Origin of the sequence: Rhizobium sp. NPDC090279, from assembly GCF_044769665.1 — a bacterium.
Taxonomy (GTDB): domain Bacteria; phylum Pseudomonadota; class Alphaproteobacteria; order Rhizobiales; family Rhizobiaceae; genus Rhizobium.
This window is the reverse complement of record NZ_JBIVYI010000004.1, coordinates 50,055-65,836: the sequence shown is the minus strand read 5'-3', so window position 1 is coordinate 65,836 and position 15,782 is coordinate 50,055. Positions and strand designations below refer to the sequence as shown.

Here is a 15,782-nt window from a genome sequence, read left to right as displayed (position 1 = left end):
GTGGTACCTCGATTTATTCAGCGGCAGCGAGCGCGCTACCGTCCATGAAGGCAGGAAACCACGATTCATGCGCCGCGCGCAACTGTTCAACCGGAAGCGTTAACAGGCCATCGATGACAAGCGCATCGCCGCCAACGGTTCCGAGACGGCGGAAGGGCACGCCGGCGCTTTCCGCATTGATGCAGACGAAATCGGCGACATCGGCTGGTACCGCGATGACGTAGCGGGCCTGATCTTCACCGAAAAGTGCCGCATGAGGCGGGGTCCGGCATTCGGCGAGGTCGATGCGCAGGCCCTTGCCTGACGCCATCGCCATTTCGGCAAGCGCCAGCGCCAGACCGCCGGACGAGATGTCGTGGCAGGCCGTGACCTGGCTGTTGCGAATGGCGGAGCGGACGAAATCGCCGTTGCGGCGTTCGGCGAAGAGATCGACCTCCGGAGCCGGGCCGTCCGTTAAGCAGAGAATATCGCGCATGTAGATCGAGGAGCCGAGATGGCTGCCGTCGAGGCCGATCATCAGGACGTGGTCGCCTGCGGACGCGGAGCCGATGCGGGCCATCGTCTTCCAATCCGGCAGCAGACCGACACCGGCAATGGTCGGGGTGGGCAGGATGGCGACGCCGTTGGTCTCGTTGTAGAGCGAGACGTTGCCCGAGACGATCGGGAAATCGAGCGCGCGGCAGGCCTCGCCTATGCCTTTAATCGCGCCGACGAACTGGCCCATGATTTCGGGCTTTTCCGGATTGCCGAAGTTCAGGTTGTCGGTGGCGGCCAGTGGTTCGGCGCCGGTCGCCGTGATGTTGCGCCAGCATTCGGCCACGGCCTGTTTGCCGCCTTCGAACGGATCGGCTTCGACATAACGCGGCGTGACGTCGGACGAGAAGGCGAGAGCCTTGGTCGGATGACCCTCGACGCGCACGACACCGGCGTCGCCGCCGGGAAGCTGTAGCGAATTGCCCTGGATCAGCGTGTCGTACTGCTCGTAGACCCAGCGCCGGCTGGACTGGTTGGCAGAGCCGACCAGCGTCAGCAGCGTCTGGCCGTAATCTTCCGGAGCGGCCACGAGATCGGCGGGCAGGGCGGCGCGCTTGTCGGCTTCCCGCCACGGGCGGTCGTATTCCGGAGCCTGATCGCCGAGATCCTTGATCGGCAGGTTGGCGACTTCCTCGCCTTGATGGATGACGCGGAAGCGCAGATCGTCGGTCGTCTTGCCGACGATGGCGAAATCCAGGCCCCACTTGACGAAGATCGCCTTGGCGACGGCTTCCTTTTCCGGCTGCAGCACCATGAGCATCCGCTCCTGGCTTTCCGACAGCATCATTTCATAGGCTGTCATGTGCTCTTCGCGCACCGGCACCTTGTCGAGCTCGAGCTCGATGCCGAGGTCGCCCTTGGCGCCCATTTCGACGGCGGAGCAGGTGAGGCCGGCCGCACCCATGTCCTGGATGGCGATGACAGCGCCGGTCTGCATCAGTTCCAGGCAGGCTTCCAGCAGGCACTTTTCGGTGAAGGGGTCGCCAACCTGAACGGTCGGGCGCTTTTCCTCGATCGATTCGTCGAATTCGGCGGAGGCCATCGTTGCGCCGCCGACGCCGTCACGGCCCGTCTTGGCACCGAGATAGACGACCGGCAGGCCAACGCCCTTGGCTTCCGAGAGGAAGATCGCGTTGGACTTGGCAAGGCCGGCCGCAAAGGCGTTGACCAGAATATTGCCGTTGTAGCGTGCATCGAATTCGACTTCGCCGCCGACAGTCGGAACGCCGAAAGAGTTGCCATAACCGCCGACGCCAGCAACGACGCCAGAGACGAGATGGCGGGTCTTCGGATGGTCCGGCTCACCGAAACGCAATGCGTTCATGGCAGCGACCGGGCGCGCACCCATGGTGAAGACATCGCGCAGGATGCCGCCGACGCCGGTCGCGGCACCCTGGTAGGGCTCGATATAGGAGGGGTGGTTGTGGCTCTCCATCTTGAAGACGACGCAGTCGCCATCATCGATATCGACGACGCCGGCGTTCTCGCCGGGACCCTGGATGACGCGCGGTCCCTTGGTCGGCAACGTGCGAAGCCACTTCTTGGAAGACTTGTACGAGCAGTGCTCGTTCCACATGGCCGAAAAGATGCCAAGCTCGGTAAAGGAAGGCTCGCGGCCGATCAGATCCAGAATGCGCTGATATTCATCCGGCTTCAGGCCGTGGGCGGCAATCAGTTCGGGGGTGATCTGGATCGAATTGGAAATGGTCATGGGCGCTCGAGGGTCCTTGCCTGGAAAGGGTTTGAAGGCCGGTCAGGGGATCGAGGTCTCTTTAGCGCAAGTCAACCTGTCGTGCGACAGGAAAATCGCCGGCGTTCACAACACGCCGGCACTTATTGATGCCTGAATGTAGGTGCGACCTTTGACGGCCGTCTCCGATCATCAGAATTTGTAGCCGACCATGAGGCCGACACGGGTCATGCCGCCGTTGTGGCCGTCGCAAAGATTGGCATTCGAGGAATGCGCAATCTGCGCCATCATGTTCCAATGGCTGTCGAAATTGTATCCGAGCCCGGCATATTCGCGGAAAAGAAAGCGACAGCCAAGCATCGGGCCGTGTTCTCTCCAGTTATCGATATTGCCGTTATGCCACGTTCCACCGAACCCGACTTCCGTGAAGATGCCGTTGCTATGGGTCAGCGTCCAGGAAAGGCCACCATAGACCTGCGTCGCAGAGCCCGCTGTGCCGATCGATGTGCCGAGGTGAATACGCGGATGGGTAAGCTGATCCTTCCAGTCGGCGGTCGGGTTATAGCCGAACGGATTGAAGAGTACCTGGACATCCGGAAACACACCGTTCTCGTGCTCATTACCGTTTTGGATAGAGCCGCTTGCGCCGAAACGGAGTTCGTCGAAGATCTTGACTTGAGGGGCAGGGGTAGCCGCTACTGTGTCCGCAGCGCTTGCGACGGACTCACCTGCAACGAATACCGAACTGACTGCCAGAAAACTCGTAACTAAACGCTTGCTCACAAAGCCTACAATAGCCATGCACTCCCCCTAGTGTGGCGGGCGAATCCTCACTTTCATTGATAGAATGTTAGTGTGCTAAGTGTCGAGATGGTGAAATTGCATTTGCGCAAGATGTCTGTCGATAAATTAGTAAGGCTTGCTTAAATGTGACTATCGTAACCCGACGAGCCGTTTTCCAACAACCTGCGTAATGTCATGAAGCCCATGGCGACATCTTCTCGCTGTGGCGGCGACGAAAAGGCGACGCGGACCCTGTGGAAAACCCGCTCGATTCGAGCGGCCTTGAACTCGTCTTCATCGTCGATCAGCACCCCTTCGGTGAGGGCGGCGTTCTTGAATGTGCCGGAGAGCCACGGCTCGGGCAGCTTCAGCCACAGGAATGGCAGGTGCGGATGCGAATTGAACTCGAACCCGGCCAATGCTTCACGCGCCAGCTGCTCGCGCGCCTTGATTTCTTCGACCGCCTTGCGGCGCAATTCCAACGCATGGCCACCAAGCACGAGCCGGGCACAGGTTTCTGCCAAGATGAAGGGCAGGCCGCCCGTCGTCATCTTGTGGGTGACCTTGATGCGCTGGGCGAAATGCGGCGGGCAGGCGACCCAGCCGCCGCGCACACCCGCCGTCACCGATTTCGACAGGCTGCTGACGACGAAAGTCCGCTCCGGCGCGATGGCGGCCATGAGCGGGTTCTGGTCGCCGGTCATGCCGCCATAGAGATCGTCCTCGATCAGCCAGACGCTATGCCGGCGCGCGATGGCGGCGATCGCCCGGCGTCTCGCCTCGGGCATTGTCACCAGCGTGGGATTGTGAGCCGTCGGCATCAGGAAAGCGAGGCGCGGATGCTGCTGCTGACACAGGCGCTCGAAATCTTCGGGGATCATGCCATGCTCGTCCGAATCCACCAGGATCGTGCGACGCCCGAGCAGGCGCGCTGCACGGCTGATCTGCGTATAGGTGAGGTTTTCGAAGACGATCTTGTCGCCCGGCGAGGTGACGGCTGAAATGACGGCAATGGCGGCGGCATGCGCGCCGAGCGTCGGCACGATCGTATCGATCGCCGGTTTCCAGCTGTTGCGCGCGAGCCAGATCTGTCCCGCCTCGAACCAGCTCGCCGGGAAGTTCCGCGAATAGGAGGAGATTTCCGTCTGGTGCTCGTTGCTGATGTCGGCAAACAGCCTGCCGATGATCACGCCTTGGCCGATATCGGGGGCGGCGGTCGTGTCGAAGCGGATCTTGGCATCAGGCGTATTCAGGCCGCGCGTGCCGGCAAGCGCCTGGGTAATCGGATCGACGAGTTCGATCTGCTTGCCGTTCGAACGTTCCAGCACGTAGGTGCCGCGGCCAACTTCGCCGGCAACGAGGCCGCGCTCATGCACGAGCGCATACGCCCTGCTCACCGTGCCGATGGTCACGCCGATGTCATAGGCAAGATTGCGCTGCGGCGGCAGCTTCGTGCCCGGCGGCAGAACGCCATGGGTAATCGCGTTTTCGATGGCATCGGCAACGCGGATGTAAACCGGGCCGCTTCCGCTGGAAATGTCAGGTAGCCAATTTGTCATAATGACAATTTCTTAGATTGTCTCCATCATTGAGTCAATACTATGAGTCAATTTGTACCGTTTGGCTCGGTGCGCCTGAGTTGTCACCATGATATGGAAATGAAGATGAGTACAATGGGTACAATCTGTTCGACTGAAGCGGGAGATGCTCGCTCGGTGGATATGGGAATCGGAGCGGCACAGCCAAGGCCGCACATAATGCGTCGGCTCTGGGCGTCTTACAGGCATTGGCTGGAGAAACGCGAGGGCCGTCGGGTCCTAAGGGATCTGACTGATGAGCAGTTGCGCGACATTGGCTTGACGCGTCGCGAGGCGGCCACCGAGGCTAGTAAGTCGTTCTTTTGGGATTGAGAAGGCGATGCGGGCTTGTCCCAATGTCAGGCCTGCCTGCCGCCTATTCGAGACCCAGAACGGAATGAACGAAGTCAGCGCGTTCTTCGACGCCGACCTTCGGCAGGACATGGACTTCGTAGCCGAGCGTCGGATAAGCCGCGCTTAGCCGTTCATATTCCGCAACCGCTGCCGAGAGATCATGCCTGCGCTCGCGATCGCCGACATAGATCTCAGGCCAGGGCGGCGTCAGGAAGGCATGTCTGTTGTAGCGATGCAATTGGCCGAGTGAGATCAAGGCTGGCTCGCCGGTAAGGTGCTCGAGTGCCGACGCGGCATCGATCAGACCTCTGTCGAAAAAGACCGTTCCGGGTATTTTCGCTGCTTCCTCGCGGTCGGCAAGCGACATGGCGATTGCCCGGCGGGCAAATGCCGGCGCATCCACCCATGGCAGGGCCGAGCCATCGCCTTCCAGTTCCTCGATGACGATGCGACGCCCCGGCTCTTCGACGACGTGGTGACCACGGCGCTTCAGCGCCTCCAGTAAAGTGGATTTGCCGCCGCCGGAGCAGCCTGAAAGAATGACAAATCTGTCCATGACAATGATCCCTGATATGGGGCACGCCATGCTTCGGCTGCGGGGTTGCCGCTAAGGCTGAAAGGCCTCAGGCCACCGGCCTAGCTGCAGGCCTTCGAACCCGAAGCCCAGCGATTGACGTCGCCCGTGATACGGCCGCCTGAGGCGCCGCCCATCATCGGACCGAAGGCCTGCAGCTGTGCGGGATTGCCTTCCGCTTGCACAACGAGCGACGGCCGGCCGGTCGGATGTTTCTTGTCGACCACGAGGATGCGCGGGCGACCGGTGAAGGAATTGAGCTCCGGAGACAACTGGTAACCGGTGAAGGCCGGATCGGACGACTTGAACCAGCAGGCGCTGGCATTGAGCATGACGCGTTCCATCGTCGACAGGGCGCTGTGATCCGTCGCATTGATGCTCGGCGGGCGCGGGCCGCACGAGGTCACCAGCAGGCCAAGCATCGCAATGGCGGCGGCGGAGTAAAATCCTGTCGGGAGGCTAGGGCGCATCAATCTCTTTCCAATGAGGCGGTTAGGGCTGGTCTGCCGAAATTTGCCGGCTCGCTTTCCGGCGCCCTGCTGTTTTATGCAAAGACGCCGATTTTATGGTTCCTGTGCGGGGTCGGCTGCTATCAGGCAGCAATCACGCCGAGCGCAGAGGCGAAGAGGCCGCGGCCGTCGCTGCCGCCATGGGCCGCTTCGATCAGGTTTTCCGGATGCGGCATCATGCCGAGTACGTTGCCCTTGGCGTTCATCACGCCGGCGATATCGTTGACGGAGCCGTTCGGATTGGTGCCTTCGGCATAACGGAAGACCACCTGGCCTTTGTCCTCAATCGCCTTCAGCGTTTCGGCGTCGGCGAAATAGTTGCCGTCATGATGGGCGACCGGGCTGCGGATGATCTGGCCCTTGGCATAGGCGGCCGTGAAATCCGTTTCGGAATTGACGACTTCGAGCTTCACTTCACGGCAGACGAACTTCAGCGAGGCGTTGCGCATCAGGGCGCCGGGCAGCATGCCGGCTTCCACCAGGATCTGGAAACCGTTGCAGACGCCGAGAACCTTGACGCCCTTGTCGGCCTTATCCTTGATCGCCTGCATGATCGGCATGCGCGCTGCGATCGCGCCGCAGCGCAGATAGTCGCCATAGGAGAAACCGCCGGGAATGACGATCAGGTCGACATCCGGGATTTCGGTCTCGGTCTGCCAGACCGTCACCGGCGCATGACCGGAAATCTTGGTCAGCGCCGCGATCATGTCGCGATCACGGTTGAGGCCGGGGAGTTGGACGACTGCTGATTTCATGATGCTGGTCCCGCAAGAGGCGAAAGATACTGGCTTGGAACGTGATCGGTGAGCCATACTCCATTGTCGCTGACAAAGAAAGAATGACCTTCCGAGTGCATGCGCGCCGCATCGATTTCAAGGATGACATAGCCACCCTTCCGTCTCGTTGCGACGATTTTGGCTGTTTCTATATCCGGCGACAGATGAACATGATGGCGCTGCATCTTCTTCAGTCCCGAACTTCGGATTGCCGACCAACTTTCAAGCGATGTTCCGTGGAATAGCTTCGATGGCGGCGTCGCTGAATTCAACGCCAGATCCACGGTCACGCTGTGGCCCTGCGCTGCACGGATACGGTCGTCCAGCAACGTGAAGCGCTTCTTCGAATTGGACTCGATCACGTCGAGGATATCGGCTTCGGTGACATCGAAGCGGTCAAGAACCGCCTTTTTCAAATCGTTGAAAGGCACCCACCCTTCCGAATCTAGCGACAAGCTGGCTTCATCGGGCGCATGCCTCAGCACGTAGCTCATGAACTTCGAGATGTCGGTCTGGACTTTGGTGGATGCCATCACTGCTATCAGTCGATCGAAATGCTGAAGTTCTCGATCACCGTGTTGGCGAGGAGCTTTTCGCACATGGCCTTCAGATCGGCTTCGGCCTTGTTCTTGTCGGTGCCTTCCAGCTCGAGATCGAAGACCTTGCCCTGGCGGACCTGATGGACGCCGTCAAAGCCAAGCGCGCCAAGCGCGCCCTCGATTGCCTTGCCCTGCGGATCGAGAACGCCGTTCTTCAGCGTGACGGTTACACGAGCCTTGATCACGATTGTCCTTCCTGAACTTACTTGACGAGAACCGGTCCCGTGCCGCGCACGGGTTCGTTTTCATTGATGATGCCGAGGCGGCGAGCCACTTCGGAATAGGCTTCGAGCAGGCCGCCCATGTCGCGGCGGAAACGGTCCTTGTCCATCTTCTCGTGGGTTTCGATGTCCCAGAGACGGCAAGAGTCCGGCGAGATTTCGTCGGCGAGGATAATGCGCATCATGTCGCCTTCGAAAAGGCGGCCGCATTCGATCTTGAAATCGACGAGCTGGATGCCGACGCCGAGGAAAAGGCCGGTCATGAAATCGTTGACGCGGATGGCAAGCGCCATGATGTCGTCGAGCTCGGCGGGATTGGCCCAGCCGAAAGCGGTGATGTGCTCTTCGGAGACCATCGGGTCTTCGAGCGCATCGGACTTGTAGTAGAATTCGATGATCGAGCGCGGCAGCACCACGCCTTCCTCGATGCCGAGGCGCTTGGAGAGCGAGCCCGCGGCGACATTGCGCACGACGATCTCGAGCGGAATCATCTCCACTTCCTTGATCAGCTGCTCGCGCATGTTGAGGCGGCGGATGAAGTGGGTGGGAATGCCGATCTTGTTCAGATGGCTGAAGATATACTCGCAGATGCGATTGTTCAGAACACCCTTGCCATCGATGACTTCGTGTTTCTTCTTGTTGAAGGCGGTAGCGTCGTCCTTGAAGAACTGGATCAGCGTGCCCGGCTCGGGTCCTTCATAAAGGATCTTGGCCTTGCCCTCGTAGATACGGCGGCGACGGTTCATTGGTATTGTTCTCTGTCTTTGGCGCTCATGGGATAGCGCAAGTGGATCGTATGTGGGCGTCCCCATAACGGATAAGAAGCGAATTCACAATCCGCCTGCGCCTCCTTCCTCGCAATTCCGGCCCTGGCGGGGTGCCAATGCTGGGAATCGGGGTCCATTCATCGCCTGTTTTACAGGCTTTTATCTGACGATGGAATGAAGGTGCCCGGTACTTCACAGGCTAGTGAGGCAAGGTACGCCTCTATCCGTCGTCAGGCATCGATAATACTACGGCTTCAGCTGGCTGAGAAACTTGGCAAAGACCATCGTGCCTTCAGGCCAGGGGCCGTGGCCGGATTCGGTGTTGATGTGGCCGGCCTCGCCGGCATCGATCAGCATCGAGCCCCAGCTGTTGGCGATGTCATCCGCATGCTCGTAGCTGCCGAAGGGATCGTTGCGGCTGGCAATCGTGATCGACGGAAACGGCAGCGGATCGCGCGGATAGGGGCCGAACGTCATCAGATGCTTCGGCCGGATATCCGGATTGGCGACATCGGGCGGCGCCACGAAGAAGGCGCCCGCGACCTTGTTGCGGAAATGCGGGATCGCGTGAATTACCGAGGGAACGCCGAGCGAATGCGCGACCAGCACCACCGGCTTGTCCGAGGCGTTCACCTCTTCGGCAATGCGGGCCACCCAATCATCGCGCACGGGCTTTGACCATTCCGCCTGTTCGACGCGCCGCGCGGTCGAGAGCTTCTGCTCCCAGCGCGTCTGCCAGTGGTCGGGGCCGGAATTCGTATAGCCGGGGATGATGAGGATGTTTGCGTCGGAAGCTTTCATGATCGCGCCGATGTGGAAAAGGTGAACCCAACTGTCAAGGGAAAAAGGCGACAATTGCGGCAAAATTTGCTAGCATCGCCGTTGCCGGTAGCGAATGACGATGTCGGCAACCGTTTTGCCGCCATCTTGCACCGCCAGCCGAGCACCACGGTTGAGGAGGAGAGCATTATGACGGCCTTTCACGTCATGGCCGGAGCGGACCACACTTTTACGCGTCCCGCCATCCGTAAGATCGGTATCGCCGATCTCGTCGATGCCCTGAAAATGGGGCTGGACGATTTCAGCGAAAAACCATCGCATTATGTCTTCTTGTGCCTAATGTATCCGATTGCCGGCATTGCGCTGGCGATCTGGAGTACCGATCAGAATCTGCTGCCATTGCTGTTTCCGCTGATGTCCGGCTTTGCCCTGCTCGGGCCTTTGGCCGCGATCGGCCTCTACGAGATCAGCCGGCGGCGGGAAAAGGGGCTGGATACATCGTGGAGCCATGCGTTCGACGTGCGCTTCTCGCCGGCCTTGCCGTCGATGATCGCCGCCGGCCTCATGTTGTTCGGCCTGTTCATCGTCTGGCTCTTCGTGGCGCAGAACATCTACTTCATCTATTTCGGCGATGGCGTGCCGCCTACGCTTTCATCCTTCGTCTCGAGCGTGCTGACGACGCGCGAAGGCATGTCGATGATGCTTTGGGGCGATCTGATCGGCTTTCTCTTTGCGCTCGTCGCGCTGGCGACCACGGTGGTTACGTTCCAGTTGCTGCTGGACCGTGATATCGGTGTCGTTGCGGCAATCGATGCAAGCATCCGGGCCACGCTGACCAATCCGGTGCCGATCGCTGTCTGGGGCCTAATCGTGGCGGCGCTGCTCGTTATCGGCACCATTCCGATCTTTGCCGGGCTGGCGGTCGTCATGCCGGTGCTTGGTCATGCGTCCTGGCATCTCTACCGCAAGCTGATTGCGGCGGAAGGCTAGCAGCCGTCGTTTTGGGCAGCGAGCTGCTATGGTTGGAACCGCAGCGCGGTTTTCACGTTGATCCGCATCACAGGAGGTGCGGATCATGGCTCGCCTTACGCATATTTTCACCCGTTTTGCGGTCGTGGTTTCGGAATGGACCGGCAAGCCGGCCATTTTTGTGTTGGCCTTGCTCTCTGTCGTCCTCTGGGGCGCAACGGGACCGATCTTTCACTATTCAGACACATGGCAGCTGGTCATCAATACCAGCACCACCATCGTCACCTTCCTGATGGTCTTTTTGCTCCAGAACGCGCAGACGCGCGACACGCGCGCCATTCAGGCCAAGCTCAACGAGCTGATCGTGACGAGTGCGGCCGAGAACCGTTTCGTCGGAATCGAAAATCTTGACGAGGAGGATTTGAAACATCTGGACCGGCTGGTGGAAAAGGCGGCCAAGCGGCCTCGAAGCGGCCGAAGAGGATCGGCGCGAAAATGAAATTACAGGAAACTATCCGCAAAGCGAAAGCCATGCCTAAAGTGCGGCCCAGGCTCGAAATTCTCGCGGTTCAAAGATCATCGGGCTTCACAATGCGATAACGGTCGTTGCGATCAAGCTCATCGGCGTCGACAGATACCATGGAGCGTGCTCCGGTCTTGGACACGAAAATGAACGAAAATGGATCAGTCGTGGCGTCGTTCGCGAGAAGCAATGATCTTTCGAGTAGTTGCGCCAGTCGTGCGCCGCTCTCGATGATATCCGGCTGTCGAAAATCCTCCGATAGATAGATCGTCACGAGTTGCGAATATTCGCCCGGCGATCCGTCATGGACGACGCAAGTGATCGGTGCATTCTGCATGTTCTCGATGCCGTGGACGATATCCACGCTCTCTACGTCCTCGCTGAGCACGGCTGCGACACAGCGCTCCAACAGCTCATCGTCTGCGGGATATTCCAGGGCTGCGTCGAACCAGATCATCGTTTGCGCGTCCGGTTTGAAGATGCGGCTGCATTTTTCCCGAGTTCATATTTTGCGCTCATCGAAGGTTCTCGCGCGTTCGGAAGCTGGCGGTCACTCCTGAATCGTTACCATTCATCACGGATGAATGGAGGTGCAACCTTACCCTAAAACAGAAGAAGCGACACGTTGTTCGCGCCGCTCCCTTGAATTTCTACTGTTAGATCGGCCGGAGATTAGCCGAAAACCCGCTTGAAGATCGTATCGACATGCTTGGTGTGGTAGCCGAGATCGAATTTCTCGCGGATATCAGCTTCCGAAAGAGCCGCGCGCACTTCCTGGTCGGCCAGCAGCTCCTCGAGGAAGTCCTTGCCTTCTTCCCAGACCTTCATGGCGTTGCGCTGGACGAGGCGATAGGAATCCTCGCGGGAAACGCCGGCCTGGGTCAGTGCCAAAAGCACGCGCTGCGAATGAACAAGTCCGCGGAACTTGTTCAGATTCTTCATCATATTGTCCGGATAGACGAGAAGCTTGTCGATGACGCTGGTCATGCGCGCCAGCGCGAAATCGAGTGTGACGGTCGCATCCGGGCCGATCATGCGTTCGACGGACGAGTGCGAGATATCGCGTTCGTGCCAGAGGGCGACATTCTCCATGGCCGGCATGGCGAAGGAGCGAACCATGCGAGCAAGGCCGGTCAGGTTTTCCGTCAGTACCGGATTGCGCTTGTGCGGCATGGCGGACGAGCCCTTCTGGCCCGGAGAGAAATATTCTTCCGCTTCCAGAACTTCCGTGCGTTGCAGATGACGGATCTCGGTGGCCAGACGCTCGATCGAGGAGGCAACGACGCCGAGGGTAGCGAAGAACATCGCGTGGCGGTCGCGCGGGATGACCTGCGTCGAGACCGGCTCCGGCTTCAAACCGAGGGCAGCGGCGACATGCTCTTCAACGCGGGGATCGATATTGGCGAAGGTGCCGACGGCGCCGGAAATCGCGCAGGTGGCGACTTCCTCGCGGGCAGCGATCAGGCGCTGTTTGCAGCGCTCGAATTCGGCATAGGCAAGCGCCAGCTTGATGCCGAAGGTGATCGGCTCCGCATGAATGCCGTGCGAGCGGCCGATGGTGATTGTGTCCTTATGCTCGAAGGCACGGCGCTTCAGCGCTTCCAGCAGCTTGTCGATATCGGCAAGCAGCAGGTCGCTGGCGCGGACGAGCTGGACGTTGAAGCAGGTGTCGAGCACGTCGGAAGAGGTCATGCCCTGGTGGACGAAACGGGCGTCAGGACCAACGATTTCGGCCAGATGCGTCAGGAAGGCGATGACGTCGTGCTTGGTAACGGCCTCGATCTCGTCGATGCGGGCGACATCGAAGGTCGCCTTGCCGCCCTTTTCCCAGATGGTGTCCGCTGCCGACTTCGGGATGACGCCGAGAGCTGCCAGCGCGTCACAGGCATGGGCCTCGATCTCGAACCAGATGCGAAACTTGGTTTCGGGCGACCAGATGGCGACCATTTCCGGTCGGGAGTAGCGCGGGATCATGGGCTCAAAGCTTTCTTGGCTGACGGAAAGGGAAAACTCGTCGCCCCCATAACAAAGACGGGCGGCAATCACAATGTTTCAAGGGCACAATGTTTGTCGGACCAATCTTTCGCGAGGCTTCAACGCGCCCGCCGCGCAAGATAGGCTGAAACGACGATCAGGCAAAGCAGGCCGAAAGGCAGAAACAGGGTGATGCCGAGGACGGCGAACTGGTAGACGGCGCTGGCGCCGGTAAAGAGAAACTGGAACGTCCAGATGAGCGAGCCGAATGGCGCGTGCCAGCGCGAATAGAACCAGCGATAGTCCATGGCGAAGAGAAATGCGGTCATGGTCGCGGTGCCGATCGAGAGCACCAGAAAGAACCCGGCAAAACGCGCGCTGGTCGGCTTCCGGCGGGTGAAGCGCCGAGCAAGCGGCACGAGAACGGGCCAGGAGAGGGCGGCGCCGAAGAAATAGACGAGCGTGAGGGCTGTTACGTGGCTGGTCAGAAGGCCGTTGCGCAAATAGAGGGCTGCCAGTACGGACGCGGCCATGGCCACACCCCAGCCGACCGCGGCGCCGACGGCTTCGAGGCAATGCGATGCGACGGTCCGTGTCCGGCCCGTCGCGTTGATAGCGTCGGTCGGATTAGTTTGATCCAACGCGGCCTCGTTCGGCGGCAGCGCGGAGGTCGCCGACCGTCTGCCGATAGGCCTCTACCGATTCGCCCTTGAAGATGGCGGAACCGGCAACGAGGACATTGGCGCCGGAAGCCGTGATGAGGGGCGCGGTATCGACAGAGACGCCGCCGTCGACTTCGAGCTCGATCGGTCTGTCACCGATCATGGACTTGGCGTTGCGGATCTTGTCGGCCATGGCGGGAATGAACTTCTGTCCGCCGAAGCCCGGATTGACGGACATGATCAGGATCAGGTCGATGTCATCGAGCACGTTTTCCAGAATGGAAAGCGGCGTTGCCGGATTGAGGGTGACGCCGACCTTCTTGCCGAGATGGCGGATCGTCTGCAGCGAACGATGCAGATGCACGCCGGCTTCGGCATGGACGGTGATGCGGTCGCAGCCGGCTTTGGCGAAGGCTTCGAGATAGGGATCGGCCGGCGAGATCATCAGGTGGCAGTCGAAGGTCGCGGTCGTGTAGGGACGCAGCGCCTTGATGACATCGGCGCCGAAGGAGATGTTCGGCACGAAATGGCCGTCCATGACGTCAAGGTGAATCCAGTCGGCTCCGGCTTCGGTCACATCCTTGACTTCCTGGCCGAGCTTGGCGAAGTCGGCTGCGAGAATGGAAGGGGCAATGCGGATCGGCAAGGTCATGGCTAAGCTGAACTCCATATGTTTTTCGCGTCTGGATTAGCACCGCTCTTGAGGGCGAACAACCGTCCGAGCGGTTCAACTCAATTCGACGGCGTCGTCACCGGCACGAACGCATTGCCGCGCCATTCCAGCAGGCGATAGGGGTTTTCGGTCAATTCGTGGTTCTGTCCGAAGGAGATCGGGCCGATCGCCGTCTGGAACACCGTTCCGACGAGCTTGTCTGATATCGGCTTGTTGTCCGCCTTGGCGCCTTCCGCCGCCTGGCTGGCGATCTGGGCAGCGGCGGCAGCCGGCAGAATATAGCCATCCGGCTCGATGCCGGCGGCGCGCATCGCCTCTGCGGCCTGTTGTGCCGCCGGCAGGCTTGCGTAGTCTGGCAGCGCAATCGCCTGCACGCCCTCCAGCAGCGGAACGGGCGTATCGGCGGCGCGCATGGCGTCGCCGCCCATCAGGGCCAGTGGGATGTTCTCGCTCTTGGCGTCACGGGCGATGACGGCGACATCGCTGCGGTCGCCGCCGACGAAGACGCGTGTCGCGCCCGCTTTCTTCAAACGGCGCACGAGCGCGATCTGCTGATCCTGACCGGGGCGGTATGTGTCGGTGAAAACCGGCTTCAGTCCTCTTTCCTCGAGCGCGTTGCGAATTGCGCCGACGAGTTCGCGGCCGTGGATCGTGCCGTCGTCGATCAGCGCCATAGGCTCCGCAGCCCAGTTTTTCAGGATGGTGCTGATGGCCAGCGCGGCCTCGGCACTATCAACCGGTGCCAGGCGAAATAGCGGCCAGCCGTTTTTCAGCGCATCTTCCATGAGGATGCGCGAGCGCACGGAAACGGTGATGACGGGAATGCTGGCATCCTTGAGGCGTGGCAAGGCGCCCTCCAGGGTCTCGGTGCAGAGAAAGCCGATTGCGACCTGTGCCTTGGCGGCCACCAGCGCTTCGGCAGCGGCCCGGCCGCCATCTTCCGTGCAGGGTTCGTCGACGACGGTCGCCGTATCCTTTTGGGCCTGGATCTGGAAATTTGCGCCGGCGATGATCTGGGCGCCGAGCGTCGCGAAATTACCGTCCTGCGGTGCCACGACGCCGATGTGAATTCCTGCGGCATAGCTGCTGCCGGCCGCCGAAAGCAGCGCAAACAGGAGCGGAAGGCGACGCAGTACGTTCATCGATGGAGTATCCCGGACAATTTTCCTGCTCTATTTATCCGTCTCAAGGGCATCGTCAAAGAAAAAGCAGCAAAATCGCTCTGTTTTCAATAATGCTATTGTAGAAAAGCTAACACCTGATCGTCATATTGAAAGACAGGCAAGCACGACTCAACAAAGGAGACGTTGGTGCTAGACAGGCAACGTATGGACCCGGCGCTTTATCGCGATGCCATGAGCCGTTATGCCGGCCACGTACAGCTGGTGACGACGGCGCTGGGTGCAGAGCGGCGCGGCGTGACGATTACGGCTGCCTGCTCGGTATCGGACAGCCCGGCAACGGTCCTGATCTGCCTCAACAACAGCAACGAAAAGAACGAGATCTTCTTCAAAAGCGGCATCTTCGCCCTGAATACGCTCGGCGCGGATCACCAGTCACTCGCCGACGCTTTTTCCGGCAAGACGCAGCTGACCGTCGACGAACGTTTCGCGGCCGGCAAGTTCGAGACGCTCGTGACCGGTGCGCCGGTGCTTGCCGATGCGCTTGCCGCCTTCGATTGCCGCGTGCTCGAGATCAAGCAGGCGTCCACGCACAACATCATCTTCGGCGAGGTGATGGCCATACGCTACAGCGAGCCAAAGCCGGCATTGCTCTATATGAACCGGGGCTATCACGCGCTATAACTCCTGCAAGGG

General features: G+C 60.1%; 18 protein-coding genes and 1 pseudogene. 4 read left to right on the top strand and 15 right to left on the bottom strand.

Going from position 1 to position 15,782, the window contains the following annotated elements; all coding sequences use genetic code 11:
* Positions 1-13: 13 nt before the first annotated feature.
* The 3 genes from purL to ACIQWP_RS11025 all read right to left on the bottom strand — a co-directional run bounded on the left by purL (position 14) and on the right by ACIQWP_RS11025 (position 4,566).
* Positions 14-2,245, bottom strand: a complete 2,232-nt coding sequence (gene purL / locus ACIQWP_RS11035; RefSeq protein WP_402786332.1) for a phosphoribosylformylglycinamidine synthase subunit PurL — start codon at positions 2,243-2,245, stop codon at positions 14-16.
* A 171-nt stretch (positions 2,246-2,416) separates the two neighbouring features.
* Positions 2,417-3,025, bottom strand: coding sequence for an acyloxyacyl hydrolase (locus ACIQWP_RS11030; protein WP_402786329.1), 609 nt, complete (start codon positions 3,023-3,025; stop codon positions 2,417-2,419).
* Between the two features lie 122 nt (positions 3,026-3,147).
* Positions 3,148-4,566 (bottom strand): PLP-dependent aminotransferase family protein, encoded by a 1,419-nt coding sequence (locus tag ACIQWP_RS11025; RefSeq protein ID WP_402786326.1) that lies wholly within the window; start codon positions 4,564-4,566, stop codon positions 3,148-3,150.
* 42 nt (positions 4,567-4,608) lie between these two features.
* Here ACIQWP_RS11025 and ACIQWP_RS11020 point away from each other — a divergent pair, with 42 nt between their 5' ends.
* Positions 4,609-4,917, top strand: a complete 309-nt coding sequence (locus ACIQWP_RS11020; protein ID WP_402786323.1) for a DUF1127 domain-containing protein — start codon at positions 4,609-4,611, stop codon at positions 4,915-4,917.
* A 43-nt stretch (positions 4,918-4,960) separates the two neighbouring features.
* Here ACIQWP_RS11020 and ACIQWP_RS11015 read toward each other — a convergent pair whose 3' ends face one another.
* The 7 genes from ACIQWP_RS11015 to ACIQWP_RS10985 all read right to left on the bottom strand — a co-directional run bounded on the left by ACIQWP_RS11015 (position 4,961) and on the right by ACIQWP_RS10985 (position 9,185).
* The gene (locus ACIQWP_RS11015) at positions 4,961-5,494 is read right to left on the bottom strand and encodes an AAA family ATPase (RefSeq protein WP_402786320.1); all 534 of its coding nucleotides are present in this window, start codon (positions 5,492-5,494) and stop codon (positions 4,961-4,963) included.
* Positions 5,495-5,574: 80 nt separating this feature from the next.
* Positions 5,575-5,982 (bottom strand): hypothetical protein, encoded by a 408-nt coding sequence (locus ACIQWP_RS11010; RefSeq protein ID WP_402786317.1) that lies wholly within the window; start codon positions 5,980-5,982, stop codon positions 5,575-5,577.
* 122 nt (positions 5,983-6,104) lie between these two features.
* A complete protein-coding gene (gene purQ, locus ACIQWP_RS11005; protein ID WP_402786314.1) occupies positions 6,105-6,776 on the bottom strand; it encodes a phosphoribosylformylglycinamidine synthase subunit PurQ in 672 nt (223 codons plus the stop codon).
* Positions 6,773-7,330: an RNA 2'-phosphotransferase gene (locus ACIQWP_RS11000; RefSeq protein ID WP_402787556.1), complete on the bottom strand. Its 558-nt coding sequence runs from the start codon at positions 7,328-7,330 to the stop codon at positions 6,773-6,775. Before ACIQWP_RS11000 ends, purQ begins: the two co-directional genes overlap by 4 nt.
* Positions 7,331-7,338: 8 nt before the next feature.
* Positions 7,339-7,581: a phosphoribosylformylglycinamidine synthase subunit PurS gene (purS, locus tag ACIQWP_RS10995; RefSeq protein WP_069613006.1), complete on the bottom strand. Its 243-nt coding sequence runs from the start codon at positions 7,579-7,581 to the stop codon at positions 7,339-7,341.
* 17 nt (positions 7,582-7,598) lie between these two features.
* A complete protein-coding gene (gene purC / locus ACIQWP_RS10990) occupies positions 7,599-8,363 on the bottom strand; it encodes a phosphoribosylaminoimidazolesuccinocarboxamide synthase (RefSeq protein WP_004108877.1) in 765 nt (254 codons plus the stop codon).
* Between the two features lie 267 nt (positions 8,364-8,630).
* On the bottom strand, positions 8,631-9,185 hold the full coding sequence (locus tag ACIQWP_RS10985) for an alpha/beta hydrolase (protein WP_113229915.1): 555 nt from the start codon (positions 9,183-9,185) through the stop codon (positions 8,631-8,633).
* Between the two features lie 168 nt (positions 9,186-9,353).
* Between ACIQWP_RS10985 and ACIQWP_RS10980 the strand changes: the two genes are divergently transcribed.
* Both ACIQWP_RS10980 and ACIQWP_RS10975 read left to right on the top strand, forming a co-directional pair.
* On the top strand, positions 9,354-10,154 hold the full coding sequence (locus ACIQWP_RS10980) for a DUF2189 domain-containing protein (RefSeq protein ID WP_402786307.1): 801 nt from the start codon (positions 9,354-9,356) through the stop codon (positions 10,152-10,154).
* An 85-nt stretch (positions 10,155-10,239) separates the two neighbouring features.
* Positions 10,240-10,614 (top strand): annotated as a pseudogene (locus ACIQWP_RS10975) (low affinity iron permease family protein); the annotation flags it as partial.
* Between the two features lie 88 nt (positions 10,615-10,702).
* On the opposite strand, the gene ACIQWP_RS10970 reads toward ACIQWP_RS10975, so the two are convergent.
* The 5 genes from ACIQWP_RS10970 to ACIQWP_RS10950 all read right to left on the bottom strand — a co-directional run bounded on the left by ACIQWP_RS10970 (position 10,703) and on the right by ACIQWP_RS10950 (position 15,107).
* Entirely contained in the window at positions 10,703-11,113 is a 411-nt protein-coding gene (locus tag ACIQWP_RS10970) for a hypothetical protein (protein ID WP_402786305.1), read from the bottom strand.
* A gap of 215 nt (positions 11,114-11,328) precedes the next feature.
* A complete protein-coding gene (gene purB, locus ACIQWP_RS10965; RefSeq protein ID WP_402786302.1) occupies positions 11,329-12,630 on the bottom strand; it encodes an adenylosuccinate lyase in 1,302 nt (433 codons plus the stop codon).
* Positions 12,631-12,749: 119 nt separating this feature from the next.
* A complete protein-coding gene (locus ACIQWP_RS10960) occupies positions 12,750-13,163 on the bottom strand; it encodes a hypothetical protein (protein ID WP_402787553.1) in 414 nt (137 codons plus the stop codon).
* A 94-nt stretch (positions 13,164-13,257) separates the two neighbouring features.
* Positions 13,258-13,944 (bottom strand): ribulose-phosphate 3-epimerase, encoded by a 687-nt coding sequence (rpe, locus tag ACIQWP_RS10955; protein ID WP_402786299.1) that lies wholly within the window; start codon positions 13,942-13,944, stop codon positions 13,258-13,260.
* Positions 13,945-14,024: 80 nt separating this feature from the next.
* Complete coding sequence (locus ACIQWP_RS10950; RefSeq protein ID WP_402786296.1) at positions 14,025-15,107, bottom strand: ABC transporter substrate-binding protein; 1,083 nt, start codon at positions 15,105-15,107, stop codon at positions 14,025-14,027.
* 168 nt (positions 15,108-15,275) lie between these two features.
* On the opposite strand from ACIQWP_RS10950, the gene ACIQWP_RS10945 reads away from it, so the two are divergent.
* Entirely contained in the window at positions 15,276-15,770 is a 495-nt protein-coding gene (locus ACIQWP_RS10945; RefSeq protein WP_402786293.1) for a flavin reductase, read from the top strand.
* The last annotated feature ends 12 nt before the right edge of the window (positions 15,771-15,782 follow it).